The sequence below is a fragment of the Biformimicrobium ophioploci genome (assembly GCF_030270605.1).
Lineage (GTDB): Bacteria > Pseudomonadota > Gammaproteobacteria > Pseudomonadales > Cellvibrionaceae > Biformimicrobium > Biformimicrobium ophioploci.
Genome location: NZ_BSYJ01000004.1, coordinates 466,634 through 492,575, shown reverse-complemented (window position 1 = coordinate 492,575; position 25,942 = coordinate 466,634). Strand labels below are relative to the sequence as shown.

The following is a 25,942-nucleotide window of genomic DNA, read 5'->3' as shown; positions in this document are numbered from 1 at the left end:
GGCGTGTCTCACAGGATGTTACCCATGTCCTTAGGGTAGTCGGCGCAATCCATTTATCCTTCGCCGGCGGCACAATCCCTTTATCCCTTGCCAGTAGGTATTCCCTATTGCGTCCTTGCAATTTCAATTATGGACATCGGGCACGGAAAGGGTAGTGGGAAAGTTCGCTTTTTAGCGCGAGATTTCTCTTACGTTTGTAGGAAATGTCGCACAAATGAACAACAGGTCTGTTCAGGAGGAAGGAGGCGCCGGATCCGAATTCTTATTCGACATAATCCATGGGCTCGGTCGGGAATTTAAGACCTTCCGGTTCACCGGTCAACCCCTACAGCAGAATTCCGACCTTAGTCGGAAATTTTACGCGCCAAATATCCACCCCTACCCCGCTTGTCGCCTTCTTTATTAGTCGCTATGGTGGCGCCTGATCTATGACGGAGGCCGTATGGCAGGCAAGAAAGCGCTGAGTTTCGAGGATTCCCTCGCCCAGCTCGAACAACTGGTAGAACGACTGGAATCCGGTGAACTCCCCCTGGAAGAAGCCCTCGTGGACTTCGAAAAAGGCGTCAAACTAACGCGGGAGTGTCAGCAGAAGCTGCAGGCCGCGGAACAGAAGGTCAAGATCCTGCTTGAACGCAACGGCGAAATCAGCGAGCAGCCGTTCGAGGATCCTGACAGCGAATGATGCCCCTGTCCCTCAAGCAGTTCCTGCAGGAGTGCAGCGCCAGGGTAGAGGCAACGCTGTCCGGCGCGCTGTCACAGTATCCGGCAGAGGCGCAGACCCTGCTGGAAGCCATGCGCTACTCCACGCTCAACGGTGGCAAACGCGTGCGACCGATGCTCGTCTACGCCACCGCCGGTGCCCTCGGCACGCCTGCCTCACGCTGTGACGGCGCGGCGGCGGCGGTCGAAGCGATCCATGCCTACTCCCTGATCCACGATGACCTGCCGTCGATGGACGACGACGATCTGCGCCGCGGCCAACCCACCTGTCACATCCGTTTTGGTGAGGCCAACGCAATCCTGGCCGGTGACGCACTGCAGACACTGGCCTTCGAACTCATAGTAAACGGCGATCTTGCCGCCGAGACACGCGTGGCGATGCTTTCTGAGCTGGCCCGGGCCGGCGGTGCCGCGGGCATGGTGGCCGGCCAGGCCATCGACCTGGCATCGGTGGACCGGCAGTTGGACCTGCCGAGCCTCGAGCGCATGCACCGCCTCAAAACCGGCGCCCTGATCCGCGCCAGCGTCCGCATTGGCGCACTGGCTGCCGGTGCCAGCGACGCCCAGCTCGAAGACCTGAGCCGCTACGCCGACGCCATCGGCCTCGCCTTCCAGGTACAGGACGATATCCTAGACGTAGTGGCAGACACCGAGACCCTGGGCAAGGCGCAGGGCGCCGATATCGCCCTGAACAAGCCGACCTACGTCAGCCTGCTGGGCCTTGAAGGCGCACGCCGGAAGGCAACAGAGCTGCACAGTGCCGCACACGCTGCCCTTGCGCATCTGGACGAACGGGCTGCGCCGCTGCGTGACCTGGCAGACTACATTGTCCACCGCGACCATTAAGGGGCCGGCCCCGCTTTGAATGCGGGGCCAAGGCGCATACAATCGTCTTCTTGGCTTGGCCGCAGGGCCGACAGGACAAAAACTTAATAGATTCAGATGTTCCAGGAAATCCCACGCACCCGCCCGAATACCCCGCTGCTCGATTCGATTGACGAGCCAGCCCAGCTGCGCGCGCTAGAAGAGCGTCAGCTGGAGCAGGTGGCACTCGAGCTGCGTGAGTACCTTCTGTATTGCGTGGGCCAGACCGGCGGTCACTTTGGTGCCGGCCTCGGCGTGGTCGAACTGACCATTGCCCTGCACTACATCTACAACACCCCGGAAGACCGGCTGGTGTGGGATGTCGGCCACCAGACCTACCCGCACAAGATCCTGACCGGGCGCCGCGAGCAGATGCTCAGCATGCGCCAGAAAGGCGGCCTGTCCGGCTTCCCGAAGCGCAGCGAGAGTGACTTCGACACCTTCGGTGTGGGCCACTCCAGCACTTCCATCAGCGCCGCGCTGGGTATGGCACTCGGCGCCCATGCCGGTGGCGAGGAGCGCAAGGCCGTGGCCGTGATCGGCGATGGCGCCATGACTGCCGGTATGGCATTCGAGGCGCTCAATCACGCCGCCCATTCCGGCCGCGACATGCTGGTAGTGCTCAATGACAACAATATGTCGATCTCCCGCAACGTCGGTGGCCTGGCCACCTACTTCGCCAAGATCATTGCCAGCAAGCCCTACCTGAGCGCGCGCGAGGGCAGCCGCAAGCTGCTGTCGAATATCCCCAAGATGTGGCAGCTGGCGCGCCGCACCGAGGAGCATGTGAAGGGCATGATCATGCCCGGCACCCTGTTCGAGGAACTCGGCTTCAACTACGTTGGCCCGATCGACGGCCACAACCTGCACGACCTGGTCCACACCCTGCGCAACCTGCACAGCCAGCCCGGCCCGCAGCTGCTGCACGTGGTGACCAAGAAGGGCAAGGGCTTTGCCCCGGCAGAGGCCGACCCGGTGGGCTACCACGCCCTGAACAAGCTCGAACCCGAGCCACGGGTGCAGGTTGCCGTGCCTGCCAAGCCCAAATCACCAAAATACCAGGACGTGTTTGGCCGGTGGCTGTGCGACATGGCGGAACAGGACGAGCGCCTGATTGCCATCACCCCTGCCATGTGTGAAGGCTCCGGCATGGTCGAGTTCTCCGAACGCTTCCCGGAGCGCTTCCACGATGTCGCCATTGCCGAACAGCACGCAGTGACGGTTGCCGCCGGCATGGCCTGCGAGGGCCAGAAGCCCGTGGTGGCCATCTACTCCACTTTCCTGCAGCGCGGCTACGACCAGCTGGTACACGATGTGGCCATCCAGGACCTGGATGTACTGTTTGCCATCGACCGCGCCGGCCTTGTGGGCGAGGATGGCCAGACCCACGCCGGCAGCTTCGACCTGACATTTATGCGCTGTATACCGAACATGGTGATCGCAGCGCCGAGCGACGAAAACCAGTGCCGCCAGATGCTTTACACCACCTACCGGCACCAGGGGCCGGCCGCTGTACGCTATCCCCGCGGGACCGGCACCGGTGCGCAGATCGAGCAGGCCATGACAGAGCTGCCCATCGGCAAGGGTGAAATCCGCAAACGCGGCAAGGGCGTGGCGATCCTGAGCTTCGGCACCCTGCTCGCGCCGGCCATGGAAGTAGCGGAAAGACTCGGCGCGACCGTATGCGATATGCGCTGGGTCAAGCCACTGGATACCGCCCTCGTTGACGAAATGGCGGCGAGCCACCAGCTGCTGGTAACCCTGGAAGAAAATACCGTTGCCGGCGGCGCCGGCAGCGCAGTCAATGAATACCTGGTCAATCGCGGCACCGTCATGCCGCTGCTGAACCTCGGCCTGCCCGACCAGACCATCGAACACGGCAAGCACGAGGAATTACTGGCCGCCATAGGCCTGGACGCCGCCGGTATCGAGCGCCGCATTCTGGAGCGCCTCGCCCTGATGGCAGCCAACGATTCCCGCAGCGCGGCCTCCTGAGCCCCAAGCCTTAGACTATTCAGTCAATTCTGCCGGGCGGCACCTTGCTGCCCTGGCGGGCAAATCAGCCGAAAAACCGCCGGACATAAAAAAGCGAAGCCGTGTGTGCACATCACCTTTCCCGGCACACACCACTCCGCCCATCAAGTCTGGCACTTGCGCGACAAAACTGCCGGCAAATACACCCAAAAGACCCTTTTTTCCTCTTTTATTCAAGAAAAAGCGCATTGTGACCTCAGAACCATCCCTGTTCTTGCAATCGCGCTCCCTCGATGCACAAGTTAACCGCCGCATGTGACAGAAAAATGAATGACAGATGACGCTTTTTTGAACAGGCAAAAATATGGATAATTGCGCGCCCGGCTATTTTTTGGCCAGGGCATGCCTGTCCGGGCGGCGCACCTGAGCAGATTGTGACGCCTACGCCCACCGGCGGGATGATGAGAGCGACGGCGGCCTCGCGGACAATCAGCGTGGACAAGAATCCGTCAGCGGCTACAGCCGCGAAGCAAGACCAGGACAACCGAGCGCAACTATGGCCTCTATCTCACTGAAAAAGATCGTCAAGCAGTACGGACAGCAAGCCGCGACCATCCCGGGCCTGGACCTGGAGATACGCGACGGCGAGTTCATGGTGCTGGTTGGCCCTTCCGGCTGCGGCAAGTCCACCACCCTGCGCATGATTGCCGGGCTGGAGTCCGTCAGCGACGGTGAACTGCGTATCGGCGAGCGGCTGGTCAATGATGTGGCTGCGGGCGAGCGCAACATCGCCATGGTGTTCCAGAGCTACGCGCTCTACCCACACATGACCGTGTTCGAGAACATGGCATTCGGCCTGCGGGTGCGCAAAACCCCCGATGCCAAAGTCCGCGAGCAGGTAGAGGCGACCGCGCGCGCACTCGGCCTCGAGCCCCTGCTGCAGCGCAAACCCGGTGAACTGTCCGGCGGCCAGCGCCAGCGGGTGGCCCTGGGGCGTGCGCTGGTGCGCAATCCCGATGTGTTCCTGTTCGATGAACCCCTGTCCAACCTGGACGCGGAACTGCGCACCCAGATGCGCGCCGAAATCGCGCGCCTGCACCGCACCCAGGGCACCACTTCGGTATACGTGACCCACGACCAGGTAGAGGCGATGACCCTTGGCGATCGCATCGCCATCATGAACGGCGGTCGCCTGATGCAGGTGGGTACCCCGGCGGAGCTCTACTCAGCGCCGGACAACACCTTCGTGGCCCAGTTTATGGGTTCACCACCAATGAACATTTTCAGCGGCCAGCGCGACGGCACCCGCCTGCGCACCGCTTTCTTCGAAATTGAACTGCCGACGGCGACCGCCGCGGCACTGCCCACAGAACTGCAGGTGGGCCTGAGGCCAGAGTGCCTGTCCACAACAGGCACGGCCGCGACACTGAACGGCCGCGTGGAGATGATCGAGTGCCTCGGCCATGAGGGCCTTGCCTACCTGGCCGCAGGCGATACACAGCTGCGCGCCAAGCTGGCAATGGAGCAGCTGCCGCAGACCGGTACCGACGCCGTCCTCCGCTTCAACCCGGCGGACCTGTATTTCTTTGACACCAATGGCGAGCGCATTGCTGCGACCTCTGTAGAGCCCGCGGGCACAGCACTGGAGACTGCTGGTGCCTGATCTTCGCAAGTATTTGCAGATAGCCGCGCTCTGGCTGCTGGGCGCCAGTGCATTGCTGGCGGGACCGGCCAGCGCCGAGGAAATCCGCCTGTGGCACGCCTACCGCGGCGAGGAAAAGGCCGCGCTGGAAAACCTGCTGGAGCGCTTCAATGCGACTGTAGGCCACAATTCCGGCCACACGGTTATCCCGCTGGCGATCCCGTTCGACAGCTATGCCGACAAACTGAGCGCTGCCCTGCCGCGGGGACGTGGCCCCGACCTGTTTATCTTTGCTCACGACCGCATCGGCGGCTGGGCGCTGTCCGGCAATACCATCGCCGCCGTGGACGATTTTGCCAGCGCTGCCATTCTGGAGCGCTTCCCGCAGCCGCTGCGTGACGCCATGAGTTTCGAGGGCAAGCTTTACGGCCTGCCGTTCAACTTCAAGAGTGTGGCGCTGATCTACAACCGCGACCTGGTGCCAGAGCCCCCGGCAACCGCCGCCGATATGCTGGCACTGGCCAAAAGACACACCGACCAGGCCCGCGGCCACTTTGGTCTCGCCTTTGAGTACACCGAACCCTTTTACCACGGCGCCCTGCTGAATGCCGGCGGCGGCGCCTTTAGTGCCGACGGTGAACTGCAGGTGGATTCCAGCGGTGCCGTTGGTGCACTGCACACCCTGCGCGAGTGGCTCGCCACCGGTGCACTGCCGAGCGAGCCTACGTCAGCGCTGGTCAGTGGCTTGTTTAACCAGGGCCGCGCGGCCATGGTGATCAATGGTCCGTGGATGCTGAGCGAGATCGACCCGACCATCGACTACGGCGTGGCACCGCTGCCGCTGCTCGACAACGGCGAGCCCCTGAGCCCCTGGGCGGCTGTGGAAGGCCTGTTCCTGTCCCCGGCGAGCAAGCACCCGCAGGCTGCCTGGGCGCTGGTGGAGTTCCTGACCTCGGACGAAGCCGCACTGGAAATGGCCACCACCGGCAAGCAGCTGCCGGCAAACAGCGCCGCGTTCAGCTTCCCCGAGGTACAGCAGAACCCGGTCGCCATGGCCTTCCGCAAGCAGCTGGATACCGCGCAGCCGATCCCGAACCTAGCCGAGATGACCCTGTTGTGGACGCCGCTGCGCACCGCGTTGCAGCGCACGGTCAAGGGCACCGCCACCCCCGAAGAGGCCGCCCGTGAGCTGCAGGCGGGCGTACAGCAAGACATCGATACCCTGCGCGCACAGCAGCAGGCACTCACCAACCAGCAAAACACCCAGGCGGCGCCGCTGTGGCCGTGGCTGCTGATCCCGGCCGGACTGATTGCGTTTCTGCTGACCGGCACCCGCCGTCGCCGCATTGCCGCAGGCCTGCAGGAGCACCGTACCGCCGCCAGCTTTGTCGGCCCGGCGGCCATCGGCATGCTGGTGCTGGTCTTTTTCCCGCTCGCTTACGGCCTGCTGCTGTCGTTTACCGACACCACCATGTTCAATGAGCACACGCCGCTGTCATCGCGCTGGGCTGGCCTCGATAACTACGTGGCCATCCTCTCGGACTGGCGCATCTGGAACGAATCCGGGGTGCGCTTCGACAATTTCTACTGGACCCTCGGCATCACCATTGCCTGGACCCTGGTGAACCTGGCGCTGACCGTGCTGCTGGGCCTCGGCCTGGCGCTGGCCCTGAACAAGCCGTTCCGCGGCCGCAACCTGGTGCGCGTACTGCTGATCCTGCCGTGGGCCATCCCCAACTACATTACCGCACTGATCTGGAAAGGCCTGTTCCATCCGCAGTTTGGTGCCATCAACCAGTTCGTGGTGCTGCTCGGCGGCGACCCGGTGGCCTGGTTCGATACTGTCACCGCCAGCTTCTTCACCGGCGTCATCACCAATGTGTGGCTGGGCTTCCCGTTCATGATGCTGGTGATCCTTGGCGGCCTGCAGACCATTCCGTCCGATCTGTATGAGGCGGCACGTATGGAAGGCGCCTCACGCTGGCAGCAATTCCGCAGGATCACCCTGCCGATGCTGCGCCCGACCCTGTTGCCGGCGGTGGTGATGTCCGTGATCTGGACATTCAACATGTTCAACGTGATCTACCTGGTAAGCGACGGGGCACCGGCCGGGGCCAACGATATCCTGATCACCAAGGCGTTCCGCATCGGCTTTGAGAAATACCAGTACGCCTATGCGTCTGCCTACTCCACCATCGTACTGCTGCTCCTGCTGGCGTACGCGATTTGGCAGACCCGGGTGACCCGCATGACGGAGGCCGCAAAATGACAATCCTGAACTGGCTGCGTGGCCTGTTTATCCTCGTGATGGTGGCCATCGTCCTGTACCCGGTACTGTGGGTCGTGAGCCTCGCATTTTCCGGCGGTCAGTCGCTGGCGCTGGTCAGCGTGCCGGAGGGGGCCTCCTTCTTCGAGGCGCTGCGCGCGCTCCTGCCACTGCCGCAGCAGTGGTCACTCGCTAACTTTGAAGGGCTGCTGACAGAGCAACCGTTTGGCCGCTGGCTGCTCAACTCGCTAATAATTGCCGCCGCGACCACCATCGTGGGTGTGCTGCTCGCCTGCAGCGCCGCTTATGCGCTGTCGCGCTTCCGTTTTCCGGGGCGCGAGCGCGGCCTGATGCTGCTGCTCGTTTCACAGATGTTCCCGGCCACGTTGATGCTGATCCCGCTGTACGTGATCATCGTCGAGTGGCTACAGCTGGGTAACACCTGGCTCGGCCTGATCGCGGTCTACTCCATTACCGCACTGCCTTTCTGCGTGTGGATGCTCAAGGGCTATTTCGACAGCCTGCCGGTGGATATCGAGGAGGCCGCGCTGATGGAAGGCGCCTCTCCTGTTGCGATCTTCTGGCGCATCGCCCTGCCACTGGCCAAGCCGGCAATTGCGGTGACCGCCCTGTTTTCGTTTTTGACCGCGTGGAACGAGTTTATCCTCGCCTCCATCTTTATGGATGAGGAAGCGCTTTACACCGTTCCGGTGGGCCTGCGCTTCTTCGTCAGCGATTTTTCCGCCCAGTGGGGCTATTTTGCCGCCGGATCGGTCTTGGTATCCCTGCCGGTCGTGATACTGTTCCTCGGGCTGCAAAGATTCCTCGTCTCCGGCCTGTCGGCCGGGGCGGTCAAGGGCTGACAATACTGTTGCGGCCACGGTCCGTACGCTTTTTCGGAAACGCATAAATACATCCCTGTAGCTCCGGCGCGCACCTCCCTGTGCGCGACGGTTCCGAAAAAGCTTTACCGCCCGCGGCTTGGCAAGCATCTGCTTATCAATAACAAGGATCGACAATGACTGTCATCGTCGCAGACATCGGCGGCACCAATGCGCGCTTCGCCCTCGCCACCCAGAAAACCCACGGTTTTGAACTCTCCCACCTGAGCGTCAAGCCCACCGCGGACTTTGACTCCTTCGGCGCGGCCCTGGACAACTGGCTGCAGGAAATCGACCGCGTACCCAACCAGGCCTGCTTCGCTGGCGCCGGCCCGGTAATGCTCGATGGCGAAGGCGAGAACCAGGGCCGCTCCATCACCATGACCAACCTCGGCTGGTGCATCGACAACCGTGCCCTGCAGAAGCAATTCGGGTTTGAGCGGGTGGAGATCCTCAACGATTTTGAGGCACTGGCCCTGTCTTTGCCGCACCTGGACAAGGCAGACACCAGCCAGATCAAGCCAGGCAAGGCCCTGCCGCACGGCAATATGGCCGTAGTGGGGCCGGGCACCGGCCTCGGCGTTGCCGGCCTGGTACCGAACGCCAGCGGCCACATTGCCGTCACCGGTGAAGGCGGCCACCGCTCTCTGGCGCCGGCAAGCCTGCGCGAGCTGGAACTCCTCAAAATCCTGATGGCCAACCTGCCGGGAGGCAGACAAGGCGAGCGCGGCATCGATGCCGAACACCTGCTGTGCGGCAGCGGCCTGGTAAATCTTTACCGCGCGGTGGCAGAACTGGAAGGTGTGCAGCCGGAAAACCTGTCTCCGGCAGTTATTACAGAACGCGCGCTGGATAACAGCGACCCGATCTGCCGGGCAACCGTGATCGACTTCCTGAACCTGCTCGGCGGCCTCGCCGGCGACCTCGCACTGACCCTGCTCGCAACGGGTGGTGTCTTTATTGGCGGTGGCATAGTCCCGCGTATTCGCCAACTGCTTCCCGAAAGTAATTTTGTTTCGCGCTTCGAACACAAGGGCAAAATGCGCGAGCTGCTTGCCGATGTGCCGGTGCAGCTGCTCGAAGCCGGGCAGCAGGCACTGGTCGGCGCGGCCGCAAAACTTTCGGAATGATTTTTGTACATTTTGCTTAACGTTTAATCCCCTTCTGGTACAATCGCGCCACTTTTTCGTACCTCCCCCCCAGCGGGGGGGGATGCTCTGGACTGGTGGGCTGCCTAGGATGCAGGCTCTCACCAAAACTATAAGAGAAGGGGATCATGATGAGATCAGCCAACATCGGGCAGAAAGCGGGTATGCCGCTGTTCAAGCCTACGCTTTTGTCCGTTGCCGTTGCTGCAACACTGTCTGCCTCCACCGGTCTGGTAGCTCAGGAAGCGGAACCGGAAGCAGCGTCCACTATTGAAGAAGTTGAAGTAACCGGTTTCCGTAAGAGTGTGATGGATTCCATCGGCACCAAGCGTGACGCCAAGGCTGTTGTTGAAGCCATTTCCGCAGAAGATATCGGCAAGCTGCCGGATTCCTCTATCGCTGAAGCCATCTCCCGCCTGCCGGGCCTCGCCTCCCAGCGCCTGGACGGCCGCGCAAGCCGCGTCTCCATCCGTGGTTTTGGCGAGAACGAGTCTGCTACCACCTTTAACGGTCGCGAGCAGGTCTCCATCGGCGACAACCGCGGTGTAGAGTTTGACCTCTACCCGTCTGAAATCATGAGCGGCGTAACTGTTTACAAGACCCCGCAGGCCAGCATCGACGCAGAAGGCATTGCCGGCGTGATCGACATGCAGACCGTCAAGCCGCTGGATCGCAACGGCCGCGTACTGCAGTTCAACGGTCAGGTTGAACAGACCAGCTTCGACAAGCTGAACCCGGACGGCGAAGACCAGGGCCACCGCGCTACCTTCTCCTACATCGATCAGTTCGCTGACGGCAAGCTGGGCCTCGCCCTCGCCGTGAACTCCATGAGCTCCCCGAATCAGGAAGAGCGCTGGAACTCCTGGGGCTACCCGGGCTTCACCGTTGATGGCCAGGATTACTCCATCCTCGGCGGCGCCAAGCCGTTTGTACGCTCCTCCGTACTGGACCGCGACAGCACCATGCTGGTGATCGACGCCCAGCCGACCGAGAGCCTGCGCACTACTTTTGACGCCCTGTACGTAGACTTCGCAGACGAGAAGATCCTGCGCGGTATTGAAATTCCGTTTGCCTGGGGCCAGGGCAGCATCGACGGCAGCACTGCCGTTGTTGACCCGAACACCGGCTTTGTTACCAGCGCCGTAACCCAGGGTCAGCGCGTTGTTGTACGTAACGACCTGGAAAGCCGCGAAGCCAAGCTGAAGTCCTTCGGCTTCAACGCCGAGTGGGATGTCAGCGACTCCCTGATCGTCGAGTTCGACGCTAGCCACTCCGGCGTAAAGCGTGACATCTGGAGCTTCGAGAGCTACGCAGGTACTGGCCGTGGTAACGACAATGGCGTTGCTGATGATATCGGCTACACCTTTGACGGCGGCAACACCGGCGCAACCTTTACCCACGGCCTAGACTACAGCGACTTCGGCCTGATTCAGCTGGGCGGCCCGCTGACCTGGGGCTGGAGCCAGGCGCTGAATGACAAGTTCGGCATCTCCGGCACCGAGTGGGAAAACTCCGCACAGGACGGCTTTATCAATGCGCCGGAAATCGACGACGAGCTGACTTCCCTGAAGCTGGCTGCAACCCAGATGGTTGAAGCGGGCATCGTCAACGAAGTGACCTACGGTGTTTCCTACCGCGATCGCCAGAAGACCAAAGAGTCCAACGGCTACTTCATGACCCTGAGCAACTTCCCGGGCATGCTGGAAGTGCCGGAGCAGTACCGCCTGGGTTCCGCGTCCCTGGACTTTATCGGCATGGGCGACATGATTGCCTATGACGCCGCGGCACTGCTGGCCGACGGTTACTACGAGCTGACCAGTGAAGCACTGACCAAGATCGACCACCTGACCAAGTCCTACGACGTCAGCGAAGAAGTTACCGCACTGTTCGCCCAGGCAGACTTCGAGACCGAAGTCGCTGGTATGCCCCTGACCGGTAACGCCGGCCTGCGCTACGTACGCACCGACATGACCTCCAACGGTTTCGCGGGCCAGAACGTAGGCGGACTGATCGTCGCTCAGCCGATCAAGGAAACTGACAGCTACAATCACCTGCTGCCGAGCCTGAACATGGCGCTGGCGATCGACGACCAGCAGACTGTTCGTTTCGGTGCAGCCAAGACCATCTCCCGTGCACGCATGGACCAGATGAACGCTTCTGTTTCCGTTAACTACTTCGGTTGCCCGGAAGATCCGGACAGCTGTCGTCCGGACGACAACGGCAACTTCTGGAGCATCAGCGGCGGTAACACCCAGCTGAAGCCGAAAGAAGCGGTTGGCGTTGACCTGAGCTACGAGAACTACTTCAGCGAAGAGGGTTACTTCTCCGTAGCCTACTTCTGGAAGGACCTGAGCGAGTGGCACTTCAACAACTCTTTCGCTGTTGACCTTGGTGGCATTGCCGATCCGGAAACCGGTATTGTTCCGGTAGAGCAGACTGCTACCCAGAGCGGCATGCAAAATGGCGGCGGCGGTACCCTGCACGGTTACGAGCTGTCTGTTGCCCTGCCGTTCAACCTGTTCAGCGAGCAGCTGGATGGTTTCGGCCTGCTGGCGAGCCACACTGGCGTAAGTCAGGACATTGAAGATATCAATGGCAATGACTACGAGCTGGAAGGCCTGTCTGACAAGATCCAGACCATGACCCTGTACTACGAGAACCACGGTCTGCAGCTGCGTACCAGCCTGCGCAAGCGCTCCGACTTCAAGGGCGACGTATACGGCATCGGCTTCGACACCCAGCAGGTTGATATCCTGGGCGAAACCATCGTAGACGCGCAGATCGGTTACGACTTCGGCGAGTCTGGCATCAGCAGCCTGGAAGGCCTGAGCGTCTTCCTGCAGGGCCAGAACCTCACCGACGAGCCGTTCACCTCCCTGAGTGGTGACAACGCTCTGCAGGTTCGTGACTACCAGAGCTACGGCAAGACCTACCTGCTGGGCTTCAGCTACAAGCTGTAATCCAGGCAGTGAGATCCTGAGCCGACCTTTCGGTTGGCTCTAGCTGGAAAGCCCCTGCAATCCATGGTTGCAGGGGCTTTTTTCTTTCTGCACGCTTTAACTTTCGTCACTCTATAATTTGCTGCCAGTAACCGGGTAACCAAAGTGAACAACAACACCATTAAAAACGTGATTATCCTCGGCGGCGGCACTGCCGGCTGGATGACTGCCTCCCTGATGATCAAGGTGCTGGGCAAGAACATCGGTATCACGCTGGTGGAGTCCGACAAAATCGGCACCGTCGGCGTGGGTGAAGCTACCATTCCACCGATCATCAACTTCAACCAGGCGCTCGGCCTGGATGAAAAGGAATTTCTCAGGGAAACCAAAGGCACGATCAAGCTCGGCATCCAGTTTGAAAACTGGTTCAGGCAGGGCCAGAGCTACATGCACGCGTTTGGCACCATCGGCAAGAATTTTCCGTTCTGCGACTTCCACCACTTCTGGGTGCGTGATCGCCTCAAAGGCGGCGATACCGATTACTGGGATTTCTCCCTGAACTACCAGGCGGCAATCAACAACAAGTTCGCCCCGCTGCCCCAGATCAAGGGCACCAACCTGCAGGGCCTCTCCTACGCCTACCATTTCGATGCCGGCCTGTACGCGCAGTACCTGCGCAAGTACAGCGAGAGCAAGGGTGTGAAGCGTGTCGAAGGCACCGTAAAGGAAGTAAAGCTCTGCCCGGATAGCGGCGAAGTACAGGAACTGCTGCTGGAGAGTGGCAAGGTCATCAATGGCGACCTGTTTGTGGACTGCACCGGCCTAGCGGCCTTGCTGATCGAGAAGGCACTTGGCACTGGCTTCGAAGACTGGTCCCACTGGCTGCCCTGCGACCGTGCCATCGCTGTGCCAAGTACCGGCAGCAAGCCTATCGTGCCCTACACCCGCTCCATCGCCCACGAGTGCGGCTGGCAGTGGCGCATCCCGCTGCAGCACCGCACCGGCAACGGCATCGTCTATTCAAGCCGTCACTGGACCGATGAGCAGGCTCAGGGCGTGTTGATGAACAACCTCGATGGTGAAGCACTGGCAGAGCCGCGTGTTATCCGCTTCCGCACCGGGCGCCGGCGCAAGCAGTGGCACAAGAACGTGGTCAGCATCGGCCTGTCCAGCGGCTTCCTGGAACCACTGGAATCCACCAGTATCCACCTGATCCAGTCTGCGGCCACGCGCCTGATCAAATCCTTCCCCCACCAGGGCATCAAGCCCGAGGAAGTGGCCGAGTTCAACCGCCAGTCACAGGTGGAATTCGAGCGCATCCGCGACTTCATCATCCTGCACTACAAGGCCAACCAGCGCCGCGACAGCGACTTCTGGCGCGAGTGTGAAAACCGCGATGTGCCGGAAACCCTGCAGCGCAAGATGGAACTGTTCCGCCGCACGGGCAAGGTATTCCGCGATTACGACGACCTGTTTACCGAGGTCGCCTGGCAGCAGGTGTTGATCGGCCAGGGCGTAGTACCCGAGGACTACCACACCATTGCCGACGGCCTGTCCGATGCTCAGCTGGCAGACCTGTTCAAGAGCCTGAAGACGCTGATCGACGGCACGGTGAAGGGACTGCCTGAGCATGAGCAGTTTTTGAAGATGTAAAAAAAGCCCCTCACCGAGGGGCTTTCTTTTGGGCGTTTCCTTTATTCAGCGGCCATTCAAGCCGCCGAATCGGTAACAACTTAAGCGGCGATCGGCGCGCCGTTACCGTTACCCTGCTCCGCGCTCTCCTTCACGAACAGCACAGAGATCGCACCCAGCACCATGCAGGCACCCGCCAGCGCGATGATGTAGATGGCTTCGTTGTCGAACACCTCTTTCAGGATCAGGCCCGCCAGCAGTGCGGAAACGATCTGCGGTGCGGCGATGGTGAAATTGAAAATACCCATATAGACACCGGTCTTGCTCGCCGGCAGTGAGTCAGAAAGGATCGCGTACGGCATGGCCAGGATTGCCGCCCAGGCGATGCCCACACCGATCATCGGGATCAACAGGCCCAGCGCGCCCGCCGGGACCGTGACTTCGGTAACCAGCAGGTTGACCTGGGTCGGCTCGCCACCCTGGAACAGGATAAAGCTCAGGTAGCCCAGGCCGCCCAACAGCAGGGACAGCGCATAGGTCGGCTTGCGTCCGAAGGTATTGGCAATTTTGGTCAGGGCGATGGAGAACAGCGCGGCAAACAGGGAGTAGGCCGCAAACAGGATGCCCACCCAGTCACCGGCAGCGCCCTTGGCCGCAGCAATATGTGCCGGCACTTCACCGACAGATTCCAGGTGATGCGGGTCGAACCACTCAGCGCCCACGCCCCAGACGTGCTGGGTAATCGCCGGGGTGGTGTAGACCCACATGATAAACAGCGCAAACCAGGAGAAAAACTGCACCACCGCCAGCTGACGCATGGTACGCGGCATGGTCACCAGCAACTTGCCGAAGCCCTGCAGGCGCTGCCACAGGGACTTCTGCTCGGCCTGCTCTCGGGCCAGCTCGGCTGCGTCGATATTCTTGTACGCGTTGTATTCTTTGGGCGCGTATTCTTTGGTGCGAATCACCGTCCACAGCACCGAGCCAAGCAGTACGGTACCGCCGATATAGAACGCCCAGATCACGGAAGGCGCCACTTCGCCAGCCTTGGCGGTGTTTTCCAGGCCAATCACATTGGTCAGGATAAACGGCAGCATGGAGCCCATCACCGCGCCGATATTGATCAGCAGCGACTGGATCGAGTAACCGAGGGTACGTTGCTCGGACGGCACCATATCCGAAACCAGCGCCCGGAACGGCTGCATGGTGACATTGAATGCGGCATCCATCAGCGCCAGCATGATGCCGCCGAAGATCATCGGCGCGAGAAAGGCGACCGCAATGCTGGCATTGGGCATAAACGCCATACCAATGGCGGCGGCAATGGCACCGAACAGGATATAGGGGTTACGGCGACCGAAACGATTCCAGGTCCGGTCCGAGGCGGAGCCCACGATCGGCTGCACAATCAGGCCCATCAGCGGCGCCACGATCCAGAACAGGGACAGGGAATGCAGGTCTGCACCCAGGTCCGACAGGATGCGACTGGCATTGGCGTTCTGCAGGGCAAAGCCGAACTGCACGCCCAGAAAGCCGAGGCTGAGGTTCCATACCTGCCAGAATGGGAGTTTTGGTTGTTTCATCGTTTCGCTGCTCGTTCTCGGTGGCCTGAATGGGGTCAGAGCGGGATTTATGGGGTCAGAGCTTTTGCTCTGACCCCATCCAGGCCTTATTATTTTGAGCATGCATGATGCCAGCGGATGCGGGAAGGCCCATCCTCCCCCTGCAGGGGGGATGGACTTATGGGGTCAGAGCATTGGCTCTGACCCCATTAATTCGGACCCAAGGGGTCAGAGCGTAAGCTCTGACCCGAATCATCTGGCTCTGACCCCTTCATTTACCAATCAAGCCATTCAGATGCGCCACCACACTCCGCCCCAGCGCATCCAGCGAATAACCGCCCTCCAGCACTGAAACGATACGCCCTTCCGCATACTGGTCCGCAATCGCCCTGATCTGCTGCGTGACCCACAGGTAATCACTTTCATACAGACGGACCTGGGACATATCGTCCTCGGCATGGGCATCGAATCCTGCGGAGATAAAGACCATCTGCGGCTGGAACCGGTGCAGTGCCGGCAGCCAGTCCCGCTCAACCGCTTCGCGGAACTCGGTACTGCTTGCGGTCGCTTCCAGAGGCGTGTTGATGATGTGGTCGGGATGCGGCTCGGTGCCGCTGAACGGGAACAGCGGGTGCTGAAAGGTGGAACAAAACAGATAGCCGTCCTTGTCCGAAACAAAGTCCTGGGTACCGTTGCCGTGGTGCACATCGAAATCCAGGATCGCGATCCGCTCGATCCCATACTGCTGGCGGGCGTAAGCCGCCCCCACCGCGACATTATTGAAAAGGCAGAACCCCATGGCCTTGTCGCGCTCGGCGTGGTGGCCCGGCGGGCGCACCTCGCAGAATGCCGCCGAGACTTCTTTCGCAACCACCTTGTCCACAGCCAGCACCGCGCTGCCAGCGGCCAGCAGTGCGGCGTTCAGCGTCTTCGGGCACATTGAGGTATCGCCATCGAGCACCACCGTGCCCTCCTGCGGCGCCTGCGCGAAAATGGATTCGATATAGTCCTTGTTATGTACCAGTTCCAGCAGTGCCGGATCCACCGGCTCCGGCTCGAAGTGACGCAGGACAAAATCGAGTCCCGTGCTGATCAGGCGATCCTCGATGGCGCCGAGGCGCGCTGGCGATTCCGGGTGGTAATCACCCATTTCATGGCCGGCGCAGGCGGGGTGGCTGACTATTCCGATTGTCATATCTATTCCTTGGGGTCAGAGCTTTGGCTCTGACCCCATTTATCGTTGTTGGACTTTAGGGGTCAGAGCTTTGGCTCTGACTCCAGCCGATTTAAGGGGTCAGAGCTCACGCTCTGACCCCTTGCTTTTCAAATCCAGCTCCAGGTAAACCTCACCCATATCATCACCGGGCTTACTCACAAAACCCCGGTTCTCGAACACCGCCAGCATCGGCTTGTTGTCGCGACGCACCGCGGCGATCATCTTGTCAATGCCGCGCATGCGCGCCACCTGCTCCATCTCCTTGAGCAGTGTTGAGGCGATACCCTTGCCGCGCCGGCTTTCCTTGATCACAAACGCCACCTCACAACTGTTGTTGGCCTCGATATAGTAGTAGCGGCCAACCCCCTGGATCACTTCACCTTCCTCCTGGTCGGTAAAGCAAAGAGCCAGGTCCTTTTCCTGGTCGACACTCACCAGACTACAGGATTTTTCCCGGGACATATGCGTTACGTGGTGATTGTAACGCATCATCAGGGTCTCCTTGTTGTGGGTATAAAAGAACTCCTGCAGCTTGCGCTCATCCGCCGGGTGCAGCGGCCGCAACGTATACTCAATGCCATCGAACGTGTACTTTTTCATTTCCACCGGCCCCAGCTCCGGCACAGGCGTTGGCATCTGCTCCTGGTATTCCGGTACCCAGTAATACTTGCGCACTTCATTCAGCAATTCACGACGGAACCTGGGGTGCGCAATCCGGATCAGCTCCAGCGCACGCTCGCGAATACTCTTGCCACGCAGGGAAGCAATGCCGTATTCGGTCACGACATAGTGCACATGCCCGCGCGAGGTCACCACCCCGCCGCCTTCGGTAACCTGGGCGACGATCTTGGAAATTTTACCGTCCTTTGTGGTCGAGGGCAGTGCGATGATCGGCTTACCGCCCTTACTCAGCGCTGCACCGCGGATAAAGTCCACCTGGCCGCCAATACCGCTGTAAAACTTGTAGCCGATGGAGTCGGCCACAACCTGGCCAGTAAGATCCACTTCAATCGCACTGTTAATCGACACCATATTGTCATTGCGCGCGATCTTGACCGGCGAATTGACATGCTCTGCAGGATAGAACTCCACATGGGGGTTGCCGTCCACAAAATCGTACAGGTCGCGGGTACCCATGCAGAAAGTGGCAATGGTCTTGCCCTTGTGGAATGTCTTGCGCCGATTGTTGATCACACCCTTGCGGATCAGGTCGATCACTCCGTCGGAGATCATCTCGCTGTGCAGGCCGAGGTCCTTGTGGTTGCCAAGGTAGCGCAACACGGCATCCGGTATTTTGCCGATCCCCAGCTGCAGGGTGGCGCCATCCTCAATCAACAGAGAGACATACTGGCCGATCTGCTCTGTCACCTGGTCGAGCTGCGGCGGCGCCAGTTCCGGAATCGGCTTGTCCGAATCCATCCAGGCCGATATCTGGTCGATATGGATAAAGCTGTGACCATTGGTGCGCGGCATATTGGGGTTGACCAGCGCTACCACATGACGCGCATTCTTCACCGCTGCCGATACCACATCGACACTGACACCCAGCGAGCAGTAGCCGAACTCGTCCGGCGGCGTGACCATCACCAGCGCGGCGTCCAGCGGCAGGATCCGGTCACTGAACAGGCGCGGCACTTCGGACAGGAAACTCGGGGTGTAATCTGCACGCCCTTCCGCGATGGCCTGGCGCACGTTGTCGCCGCCAATAAACAGCGAATTGACCTTGAACAGGTCGTCGTATTCACGCCTGGCCCAGTGATCTTCCAGCGTGAGGATGTGGGTCGCTTCTATATCCCGCAGTTCGCCGCGATGCGTGATCAGGTCATCGACCAGGGCAGAGGGGACAGCGGCATTGGAGCCGATAAAGATGCGATCGCCGGATTTGAGGAGATCTTTCCACTGGAAGGTGGCCCCGGATCTGGGGTGAGTCAACATAACGCTTACCTGCTTCTTTTAGCGTTGCAGATAATAATAGCGTTTGGCTGCAATTACTGGGGTCAGAGCGATAGCTCTGACCCCATAAGTTCATCAGTCCTGAAAGAGCCACTGCACCGCAGCGGGAAACTCGGCCCGCCAGAAACCTTCGTTATGGCCCGCACCGGCCACAACACGCGAAACCAGGACGTCATCCGCGTGCCCATTACTGCGCAGCTGTGCCGTCATACGCTGCATATTCTCCACCATCTCCTCGCCTTCCTCACTGCCCATCAGCAGGTACAGGCGGGCATCTTCCGGTACCTGGGCTGTACGGGAATGCTCGAAGATCTGCGGGCCGGTCCAGTAAGCCGGAGAAAAAATACCGGCCTTGCTGAACACCTGCGGATAGCGGTGAATCGCATAGTGGGAAATATGCCCGCCCATGGAACTGCCCATGATGGCGGTATGTTCCCGGTCGCCCAGGGTGCGGTAGTTGCGGTCGATATACGGCTTCAGGGTCCCGACCAGAAAAGCCAGGTAGTCTTCCCCCTCACCGGCACCGAAGCGCTCATTGGCAAAGGGGTTCAACTCATTGATGCGTTTGTCATTGCCGTGATCGATGCCGACCACGATCAGCTCCAGTGCGTTTTCACTGGCAAGTTGATCCAGCGCCTCATCCACGCCCCACTCACCGGCATAGGCGGTCGTATCGTCGAACAGGTTCTGCCCATCGTGCATATACAGCACCGGATAGCGCTTGCCCGAGGTTGCATAGCCCGGCGGCAGGTAAAGACGCACGGTACGCTGACGCTCCAACGCGGGAATGGTAAACGCCTCATCCAGTACCGTGACATTGTTGCTGGCCGTAGAGGTGGAGGCGGAGGTGGAAGTGGACGGAGACGTATTGCCTGCAGCACCGCAGGCAACCACCATCCCGAGCAGCAACAGCGCGAGTTTATTCACCGGCAGCTTCCAGTTTCAGCACCACGGACTCCAGCGGCTGCAGCTTGATTGCCACGGTGGCCTTGCCGGCTTCCACCTGCAAAGTGCTGTTGAGTTCGCCGTAGAGCTGCTCTGCCATCGGGTAACTACCGTCTGCCAGCTCCCATGCACCCTGCACCTGCGCAGGCAACTGCAGCTCAAACGCCGCGCCCTGTTCGCTATCGAAGTTTGCAACGATCACCAGCTTTTCATCCTTGCCATTGCCGCCAGCGGCACGGGCAAAGGCGAACACCTTCTCGCTATAACCTTCGGTGTTCTCGCGATTGTACTGGTGCAGGTCGATATACTCGCCACGCAGTGCCACGCTGTCCTTGGACAGGTTCAGCACGCGCTTGTAGAAGTCGCGCAGCGCTTTCTCCTGTTCACTCAGCTGGCCGCCATCGAAGGCGCCACCGTTCATCCAGCGCTGGTGCGCGGGCACGCCCCAGTAATCGAAGATGGTGGTGCGGGTCGGGTCACCAAAACCGGCGTCGCCCTCGCCTTTCTCGCCAACATCCTGGCCGAAGTAGAGCATGGTCGCAGAGGTACCGATGGTTGCTGAAACCACCATGGCCGGGCGGGCCTTCTCCGCATCGCCGGCGAAGTCCGGGCTCGCGATACGCTGCTCGTCATGGTTTTCCAGGAAGCGCAGCATATAGCGATCGATGTCCGCCACTTCGCGCTGGCGCTCGACAATGGCATCGGTGCTCTCACGGCCCTGCATGATCGGCTTCAGCGTGTCGTACAGGCCGACCTTGTCGTACAGGTAATCCATCTTGCCCTGGTAAAGGTAATCGCGGTACAGATCCGGGTTATAAACCTCTGCCAGCAGGAAGGCGTCCGGATTGGTCGCCTTGATCGCCGAGTTCAGGTAGCTCCAGAACTCCACCGGTACCATCTCGGCCATGTCATAGCGGAAACCATCCACACCCTTCTCCAGCCAGTACTGGGTGATATCGCGGAATTTTTTCCAGCTCGGCGGTACGTCCTTGCCCTGCCAGAAAGCAAAGTGCTCGGCCAGGTCTTTCTGCGCATATTCCGCCGGCAGCTTCGGGAAGTCGAAGCTACCGTCCGGGCGCACACCGTAGTTGATCTTTACGGTTTCATACCAGTCGTGGAAACCCGGCTGTGCCGCGCGGGCACCGTTGCCGGTCCACTTGGCCGGGCTCTCATCAAACACGCCGTCCGCCAGCGGGTGCGCTTCGCCACCAATAGGCTGGTAACCACCCTCGGGCTCCGGCACGCGGAAATCCTGGCCCACCACGTAATAGAAATCATTGTTGGGCGCATACTCGACGGACGTATCGTCATTCGCACCGAAATCTTCCACGCCTTCCGGCTTGGCCAGCGAACGATAGTTCCGTGCAACATGGTTCGGCACGATATCGATCACCACCTTGAGGCCGTGCTTGTGGCTGCGCTCGATCAGTGCTTCAAACTCTTCGAGACGCCGGGCCGGATCCTGGGCCAGGTCCGGGTTCACACTGTAGTAATCACGTACGGCATAAGGAGAACCAGCGCGGCCCTTGACCACATCCGGATCATCCTGGTCGATACCAAACTCGGTATAGTCCCCCACCAACGCATGGTGCGGCACGCCGGTGTACCAGATATGGGTCACACCCATCGCCCGGATTTCCTGCAGCGCCTTGTCGGTAAAGTCGGCAAACTTGCCAACACCGTTTTCTTCCCTGGTACCCCACTGCTTGTTGGTGGTATTGGTATTGCCGAACAGGCGGGTAAACACCTGGTAAACCACCGGCTTTTGCACGACGGCAGCCTGAGACGCCTCTGTTTCTGCCGGCTGTACCTGAACGCTTTTCTGCGCGCGTTCATCGCCGGAGCAGGACGCCAGCACCAGCGCGCCCAGTAAAAGGGAAAGTTTTTTCTTGATCATATTGTTCTACTGTCTATCAGCCTGAATCTTTTATTCGCTGTTATTCTGCCGGCGAAATTTTTATGTCCTGTGCCCCACCCTGCCACTGCACGGTAAAGGTCAGGGTGCGTAGCTTGCGATCGTATTCGAACTCGACCGGCTCGCCCTCCAACTGGACAGCACCCGGAACCTGCGGCCAGTTATGCACCGTCACAGAGATTTCGCGCTGCTGCGGTGCGCCCGAGAAACCCTTGCCGCTTTTCTTCATGGACAGGGTCAACGCGGCACCTTTGCGATCCGCCCCAAACGTGAGCAGTTCAAATTCGCCCTTGTCGATGCTCTTGTGCGTGCGACCGTCGTCATCGAACAGCTCAGCGCTGGACTCGGTCATGGACTCATCCGCCCAGTAGTGCAGCTGCAGTTTTTCCGTGGAGTAGTCACGGGTCGTGCGGACCGCATCCACCATCGGCACCAGCGAGCCTGCACGAACCAGCACCGGAATGGTATCGAGTTTCACGCGAACGCTGATTTCACGGTCGCCTTCGTAACGCTCACCACTCCAGAAATCAAACCAGGCACCCGCAGGCAGTCTGACCGGTACACGGCGCAGCCCGCTCTCCTTCACCGGCGCCACCAGGAAGGCATCTCCCCACAGGTAGGCATCGGTGTAGTCGAACAGGGATTCATCCTCGAAAAACAGCGGTCGCATCAGCGGCATGCCGCTGACAGCATTCTGATAAGCGAGGGTGTAGTTGTAGGGCAACAAACGGTAACGCAGCTTGACGTACTCACGCAGGATATTGCGAGTCTTGCGGTCATGCAGCACCGGCTCAGGGGCAATATGCTCCTGCGCATGCGGGCGGTAAACCGGCTGGAACACACCGTACTGCAGCCAGCGAATATAGAGTTCGCGATCGAACTTCTCACCACCGGCAAAGCCGCCCAGATCAGAGTGGATGTAACCGAAGCCCATCAGGCCCATCTGCAGCGCGAGCTCCACCTGCGGCTTGAGGCCACCCCAGGTGCGGTTTACGTCACCGGTCCAGGGAATCATGCCGAAGCGCTGGCTGCCGGGAAAGCCGGCCCGCATCATGATAAACGGACGCTGTTCCGCGAACTCGCGCTCGTGGTTTTCGTACAGCAGCTGCGCCCACTTGTGCCCGTAGGCATTGTGAACGGCATCGGCAGGCCCGACCGCATGGATGGTATCCGACGGGTGTACTTCCGGCTCGCCCAGGTCGCCCCAGATACCGGCCACACCCTGCTCAAGCAGGCCCTTGTTGATATTCCAGAACCAGTCCGCCGCCTTTTCGTCGAACACATCCACCAGACCGGTATTGCCGAAGTAGAAGTCGAACGTCTTCGGCCTGCCGGCCAGGTCCTTCGCCAGTACATCCGCCGCAACGGCATCATCCCAGCGCTTTGAACTGGTCAGGATGAACGGCTCGGTAACCAGGATGGTATTGATACCGTCGGCCTGGAAGTCCGCGATCATCTGCTCCGCATTCGGGAAGGCGTTGCGATCCCAGTCCAGGGTACCCATATGGCCCTTGATGTCGGGACCGAACCAGAAAATATCCAGCACCACGGCGTCGAGCGGGAAGTCCTCCTCGCGGAACTTCGCCACCACTTCGCGCACTTCCTTCTCGGAGCGATAACCGAAGCGCGAGGCAAAATTGCCGAGCGCCCAGCGCGGCGGCAGCGGCTGGGCGCCGGTCACTGCCGTGTAATTGCCAATCAGGTCCGGATAATTTTCCCCGGCAACCACCACATAACCGGTACGGCCGGCGACGGCCTCAAACTGCAGCACGTCGGCTTCGGTCTTGCCGATATCGAGGTGACCCGAGGCGCTATTATCAAACAGCAGCAGGTATTTGCGATCCGACATCACCGCCGGCAGGCTGAAATACATCTGCTCGGATTCGGTCTCGTAGCCGTAGTGGGCGCGATTGTAGAGCGGCATGCGCTGGCCGCGCCGATCCATACCCATGACACGCTCGCCGCCGCCAAGAAGCTTTTCCCCAGGTGAGAGTGCAAAGCGGAAACCGCGCATGGTGTCGTGGGCGAAGAACCCGGCTTCCTCGCGCAACAACAGTTCATCACCGCGGTAGAAAGCGATCTGCAGGGGCGCCTTGCGGATTTCCGCACGGATAGCGCCCGCATCCACGATCAGCCTGTCATCGCGCTCCTGCAGTTCCACAGCGCTGGCTTGCAGGCCTTCCTTGAGCGCATAGGAGGGCAGCTGGCGTACGCCTTCCGCACTGTAATGCACCTCAAACGCATGCGCATTCAACGCGCGGATACGCACGCTGGTGTTATCCGGTGCATCCGTGCGAATCTGCAGCACATTGCTGTCCAGCTGGTGGCCGGCATAATCCTGAGCCACCAGCGGCAGGCTGGTGGCCAAAGCCAGCATCACGAAAAAGCTTTTCAGTCTCACGGCGCCAGCTCCAGGATCAGCGCGCTCCTGGCCGGTACGCTGAATCTTTTCAGGCTGTGAATCTTGCCGGACAGGGCATCGGTGCCGCGGCTGAAGCCTTTCAGCATTTCCGGATAATCCTTGCCGTTGACCTCGGTGGTCTCGTCGTTCTTATTGAGCACGACCATGACCTTTTCCTTGCCGTGGAAACGGAAGTACACGTACAGGCCATCGGCCGGTGCGTAGTGCGCAAGCTTGCCTTTATGAATCGGCGCGGATGTCTTGCGCCAGTTCAGCAGTTCACGCAGGTATTCCTGCGCTTCGCGCACGTCCTGTGGCAAATTTTTACCACTGAAGGCGTCCACCGTGTCGCCGTCCCAGCCACCGGGGAAATCCGCGCGGATCACGCCATGATCGTTGCTGTCCGGGTTTGCCTGCAGGATTTCAGTACCGGAATAGATCTGCGGGATACCGCGCGTGGTCGCAAAGAAAGCCATGGCCATGCGCCACAGTGCCTTGTCCTCGCCCAGCTGGGTATAGATGCGGCTCTTGTCGTGGTTGTCCGGGAAAATCACCAGATTGTAGGCGTCGCCGTAGAGGAAATCGTTGACCAGCGAGCGGTAGATGTACACCAGACCGTTCCACTGGTCTTCCTCTGCGGTCAGTCCTTTCACCACGGCTTCCTGCAGCGGGAAATCGAACACGCTCGGCAGCTCGGAAACATAGCCATCGTGCGTATGGCTGCCCTTTTGCCAGTAGGCCAGCAGCGCCGGGTTGGTGGTCCACTCTTCACCGACAATGTTCAGGCGCGGGTATTCGGCCATGACACGACGGCTCCACTCGGCCAGGAAACGCTTGTCCGAGTAGGGGTAGGTGTCCACACGAATGCCACTCAGGCCTGCGCTTTCCACCCACCAGATACTGTTCTGGATCAGGTAGTTGGCAAAGTACGGGTTGCGCTGGTTCAGGTCCGGCATGGTGTTAACGAACCAGCCATCGGTGAAGCCCCTGCGATCGGCATTCACGCCGTAGGGGTCGTGCAGGGTCTCGCGGCGATGCGTGGTCGGTACAAAGCGGTTGCCGTTATTGATCCAATCCTTGAACGGAGGCTGCCTGGCCCACCAGTGCTCGGAACCGGAGTGGTTCAGCACCACATCCATGATCAGGCCGATACCGCGCTTGCGCGCTTCGCGCGACAGGGTGAAATACAGCTCGTTGCTACCGTAGCGTGGATCGATGCGGTAGAAATCCGTCATCGCATAGCCGTGGTAGGAGTACGCCGGCATGTTGTTTTCACGCACCGGGTTCAGCCACAGCTGGGTGAAACCCATGTCCTCGATATAGCCGAGGCGGTCGATAATGCCCTGCAGGTCGCCGCCGTGACGGCCGCCGATATTATCGCGGTCCGGACCTTCCAGCATGCCATCGACCTTGTCGTTCTGCGGGTCACCATTGGCAAAGCGGTCCGGCATAACCAGGTAAATCACATCTGCCGGGCTGAAGCCCTTGCGCTGTGCGGAACCGGCAGCGCGTTTCTGCAGCGGGTAGTCGTAGCTGGCCACCTCTTTATTGCCCTGCATAAAGCGCAGCGGTAGGGTCCCGGCCTGTGCGGAAGCGGAAATTTTCAGGTCGATAAACAGGTAATCGCGGTCATCGCCTGCGCGGCTGGCGCTGATGGTCACGCCGGGATAATCCAGCTGCGGTGCCAGGGATCCGATCTGGTCACCCTTGACCAGCAACTGCAGTTTCGAAGACTGCATCCCCACCCACCAGCTTGGTGGCTCAACCCGGTCGATGGTAGCGGCAGTGGCGGAGCTAATCGCCAGGGTCCACAGCAACAACAGGCGTTTCAACATGTGATGTCCTTGATTTTGTTATAGAGGTACGGCCATTCTCGCCGCCAAG

Annotated in this window: 16 protein-coding genes; 9 read left to right on the top strand and 7 right to left on the bottom strand. The window is 60.2% G+C overall.

Annotated features, from left to right (window positions below; genetic code table 11):
* Nucleotides 1-442 precede the first annotated feature (442 nt).
* The 9 genes from xseB to QSJ80_RS11830 all read left to right on the top strand — a co-directional run bounded on the left by xseB (nucleotide 443) and on the right by QSJ80_RS11830 (nucleotide 14,087).
* Entirely contained in the window at nucleotides 443-682 is a 240-nt protein-coding gene (gene xseB / locus QSJ80_RS11870; protein WP_285764668.1) for an exodeoxyribonuclease VII small subunit, read from the top strand.
* Nucleotides 682-1,566, top strand: coding sequence for a (2E,6E)-farnesyl diphosphate synthase (ispA, locus tag QSJ80_RS11865; protein ID WP_285764677.1), 885 nt, complete (start codon nucleotides 682-684; stop codon nucleotides 1,564-1,566). The genes xseB and ispA overlap by 1 nt, the downstream gene beginning before the upstream one ends.
* 96 nt (nucleotides 1,567-1,662) lie before the next feature.
* Nucleotides 1,663-3,579, top strand: coding sequence for a 1-deoxy-D-xylulose-5-phosphate synthase (gene dxs, locus QSJ80_RS11860; RefSeq protein ID WP_285764667.1), 1,917 nt, complete (start codon nucleotides 1,663-1,665; stop codon nucleotides 3,577-3,579).
* A gap of 535 nt (nucleotides 3,580-4,114) precedes the next feature.
* A complete protein-coding gene (locus QSJ80_RS11855) occupies nucleotides 4,115-5,221 on the top strand; it encodes an ABC transporter ATP-binding protein (protein WP_285764666.1) in 1,107 nt (368 codons plus the stop codon).
* The gene (locus QSJ80_RS11850; RefSeq protein ID WP_285764665.1) at nucleotides 5,214-7,469 is read left to right on the top strand and encodes an extracellular solute-binding protein; all 2,256 of its coding nucleotides are present in this window, start codon (nucleotides 5,214-5,216) and stop codon (nucleotides 7,467-7,469) included. The genes QSJ80_RS11855 and QSJ80_RS11850 overlap by 8 nt, the downstream gene beginning before the upstream one ends.
* Complete coding sequence (locus QSJ80_RS11845; protein ID WP_285764664.1) at nucleotides 7,466-8,329, top strand: sugar ABC transporter permease; 864 nt, start codon at nucleotides 7,466-7,468, stop codon at nucleotides 8,327-8,329. Before QSJ80_RS11850 ends, QSJ80_RS11845 begins: the two co-directional genes overlap by 4 nt.
* 155 nt (nucleotides 8,330-8,484) lie before the next feature.
* A complete protein-coding gene (gene glk / locus QSJ80_RS11840) occupies nucleotides 8,485-9,477 on the top strand; it encodes a glucokinase (RefSeq protein WP_285764663.1) in 993 nt (330 codons plus the stop codon).
* A 146-nt stretch (nucleotides 9,478-9,623) separates the two neighbouring features.
* On the top strand, nucleotides 9,624-12,455 hold the full coding sequence (locus tag QSJ80_RS11835) for a TonB-dependent receptor (RefSeq protein ID WP_285764662.1): 2,832 nt from the start codon (nucleotides 9,624-9,626) through the stop codon (nucleotides 12,453-12,455).
* 144 nt (nucleotides 12,456-12,599) lie between these two features.
* Nucleotides 12,600-14,087: a tryptophan halogenase family protein gene (locus QSJ80_RS11830; RefSeq protein WP_285764661.1), complete on the top strand. Its 1,488-nt coding sequence runs from the start codon at nucleotides 12,600-12,602 to the stop codon at nucleotides 14,085-14,087.
* Between the two features lie 80 nt (nucleotides 14,088-14,167).
* On the opposite strand, the gene QSJ80_RS11825 is transcribed toward QSJ80_RS11830, so the two are convergent.
* The 7 genes from QSJ80_RS11825 to QSJ80_RS11795 all read right to left on the bottom strand — a co-directional run bounded on the left by QSJ80_RS11825 (nucleotide 14,168) and on the right by QSJ80_RS11795 (nucleotide 25,893).
* Nucleotides 14,168-15,649: an MFS transporter gene (locus QSJ80_RS11825; RefSeq protein ID WP_285764660.1), complete on the bottom strand. Its 1,482-nt coding sequence runs from the start codon at nucleotides 15,647-15,649 to the stop codon at nucleotides 14,168-14,170.
* Nucleotides 15,650-15,899: 250 nt separating this feature from the next.
* Entirely contained in the window at nucleotides 15,900-16,823 is a 924-nt protein-coding gene (locus QSJ80_RS11820; protein WP_285764659.1) for a histone deacetylase family protein, read from the bottom strand.
* A 99-nt stretch (nucleotides 16,824-16,922) separates the two neighbouring features.
* Nucleotides 16,923-18,779 carry a bifunctional acetyl-CoA hydrolase/transferase family protein/GNAT family N-acetyltransferase gene (locus QSJ80_RS11815; RefSeq protein WP_285764658.1) on the bottom strand — a complete coding sequence of 619 codons (1,857 nt, stop codon included), beginning with the start codon at nucleotides 18,777-18,779 and terminating at the stop codon, nucleotides 16,923-16,925.
* Between the two features lie 93 nt (nucleotides 18,780-18,872).
* Nucleotides 18,873-19,724 (bottom strand): alpha/beta hydrolase, encoded by an 852-nt coding sequence (locus QSJ80_RS11810; protein WP_285764657.1) that lies wholly within the window; start codon nucleotides 19,722-19,724, stop codon nucleotides 18,873-18,875.
* Complete coding sequence (locus QSJ80_RS11805) at nucleotides 19,717-21,639, bottom strand: alpha-amylase family protein (protein ID WP_285764656.1); 1,923 nt, start codon at nucleotides 21,637-21,639, stop codon at nucleotides 19,717-19,719. The genes QSJ80_RS11810 and QSJ80_RS11805 overlap by 8 nt, the downstream gene beginning before the upstream one ends.
* A gap of 40 nt (nucleotides 21,640-21,679) precedes the next feature.
* Complete coding sequence (locus tag QSJ80_RS11800) at nucleotides 21,680-24,058, bottom strand: glycoside hydrolase family 31 protein (RefSeq protein ID WP_285764655.1); 2,379 nt, start codon at nucleotides 24,056-24,058, stop codon at nucleotides 21,680-21,682.
* On the bottom strand, nucleotides 24,055-25,893 hold the full coding sequence (locus tag QSJ80_RS11795; protein WP_285764654.1) for a glycoside hydrolase family 13 protein: 1,839 nt from the start codon (nucleotides 25,891-25,893) through the stop codon (nucleotides 24,055-24,057). Before QSJ80_RS11795 ends, QSJ80_RS11800 begins: the two co-directional genes overlap by 4 nt.
* Between the last annotated feature and the right edge of the window lie 49 nt (nucleotides 25,894-25,942).

Coding starts and splice junctions, on each gene's coding strand:
- QSJ80_RS11795 (WP_285764654.1), bottom strand. CDS start 25,893: ATGTTGAAACGCCTGTTGTTGCTGTGGACCCTGGCGATTAGCTCCGCC.
- QSJ80_RS11815 (WP_285764658.1), bottom strand. CDS start 18,779: ATGTTGACTCACCCCAGATCCGGGGCCACCTTCCAGTGGAAAGATCTC.
- QSJ80_RS11825 (WP_285764660.1), bottom strand. CDS start 15,649: ATGAAACAACCAAAACTCCCATTCTGGCAGGTATGGAACCTCAGCCTC.
- QSJ80_RS11845 (WP_285764664.1), top strand. CDS start 7,466: ATGACAATCCTGAACTGGCTGCGTGGCCTGTTTATCCTCGTGATGGTG.
- QSJ80_RS11835 (WP_285764662.1), top strand. CDS start 9,624: ATGATGAGATCAGCCAACATCGGGCAGAAAGCGGGTATGCCGCTGTTC.
- QSJ80_RS11820 (WP_285764659.1), bottom strand. CDS start 16,823: ATGACAATCGGAATAGTCAGCCACCCCGCCTGCGCCGGCCATGAAATG.
- QSJ80_RS11855 (WP_285764666.1), top strand. CDS start 4,115: ATGGCCTCTATCTCACTGAAAAAGATCGTCAAGCAGTACGGACAGCAA.
- dxs (WP_285764667.1), top strand. CDS start 1,663: ATGTTCCAGGAAATCCCACGCACCCGCCCGAATACCCCGCTGCTCGAT.
- ispA (WP_285764677.1), top strand. CDS start 682: ATGCCCCTGTCCCTCAAGCAGTTCCTGCAGGAGTGCAGCGCCAGGGTA.
- QSJ80_RS11805 (WP_285764656.1), bottom strand. CDS start 21,639: ATGATCAAGAAAAAACTTTCCCTTTTACTGGGCGCGCTGGTGCTGGCG.
- glk (WP_285764663.1), top strand. CDS start 8,485: ATGACTGTCATCGTCGCAGACATCGGCGGCACCAATGCGCGCTTCGCC.
- xseB (WP_285764668.1), top strand. CDS start 443: ATGGCAGGCAAGAAAGCGCTGAGTTTCGAGGATTCCCTCGCCCAGCTC.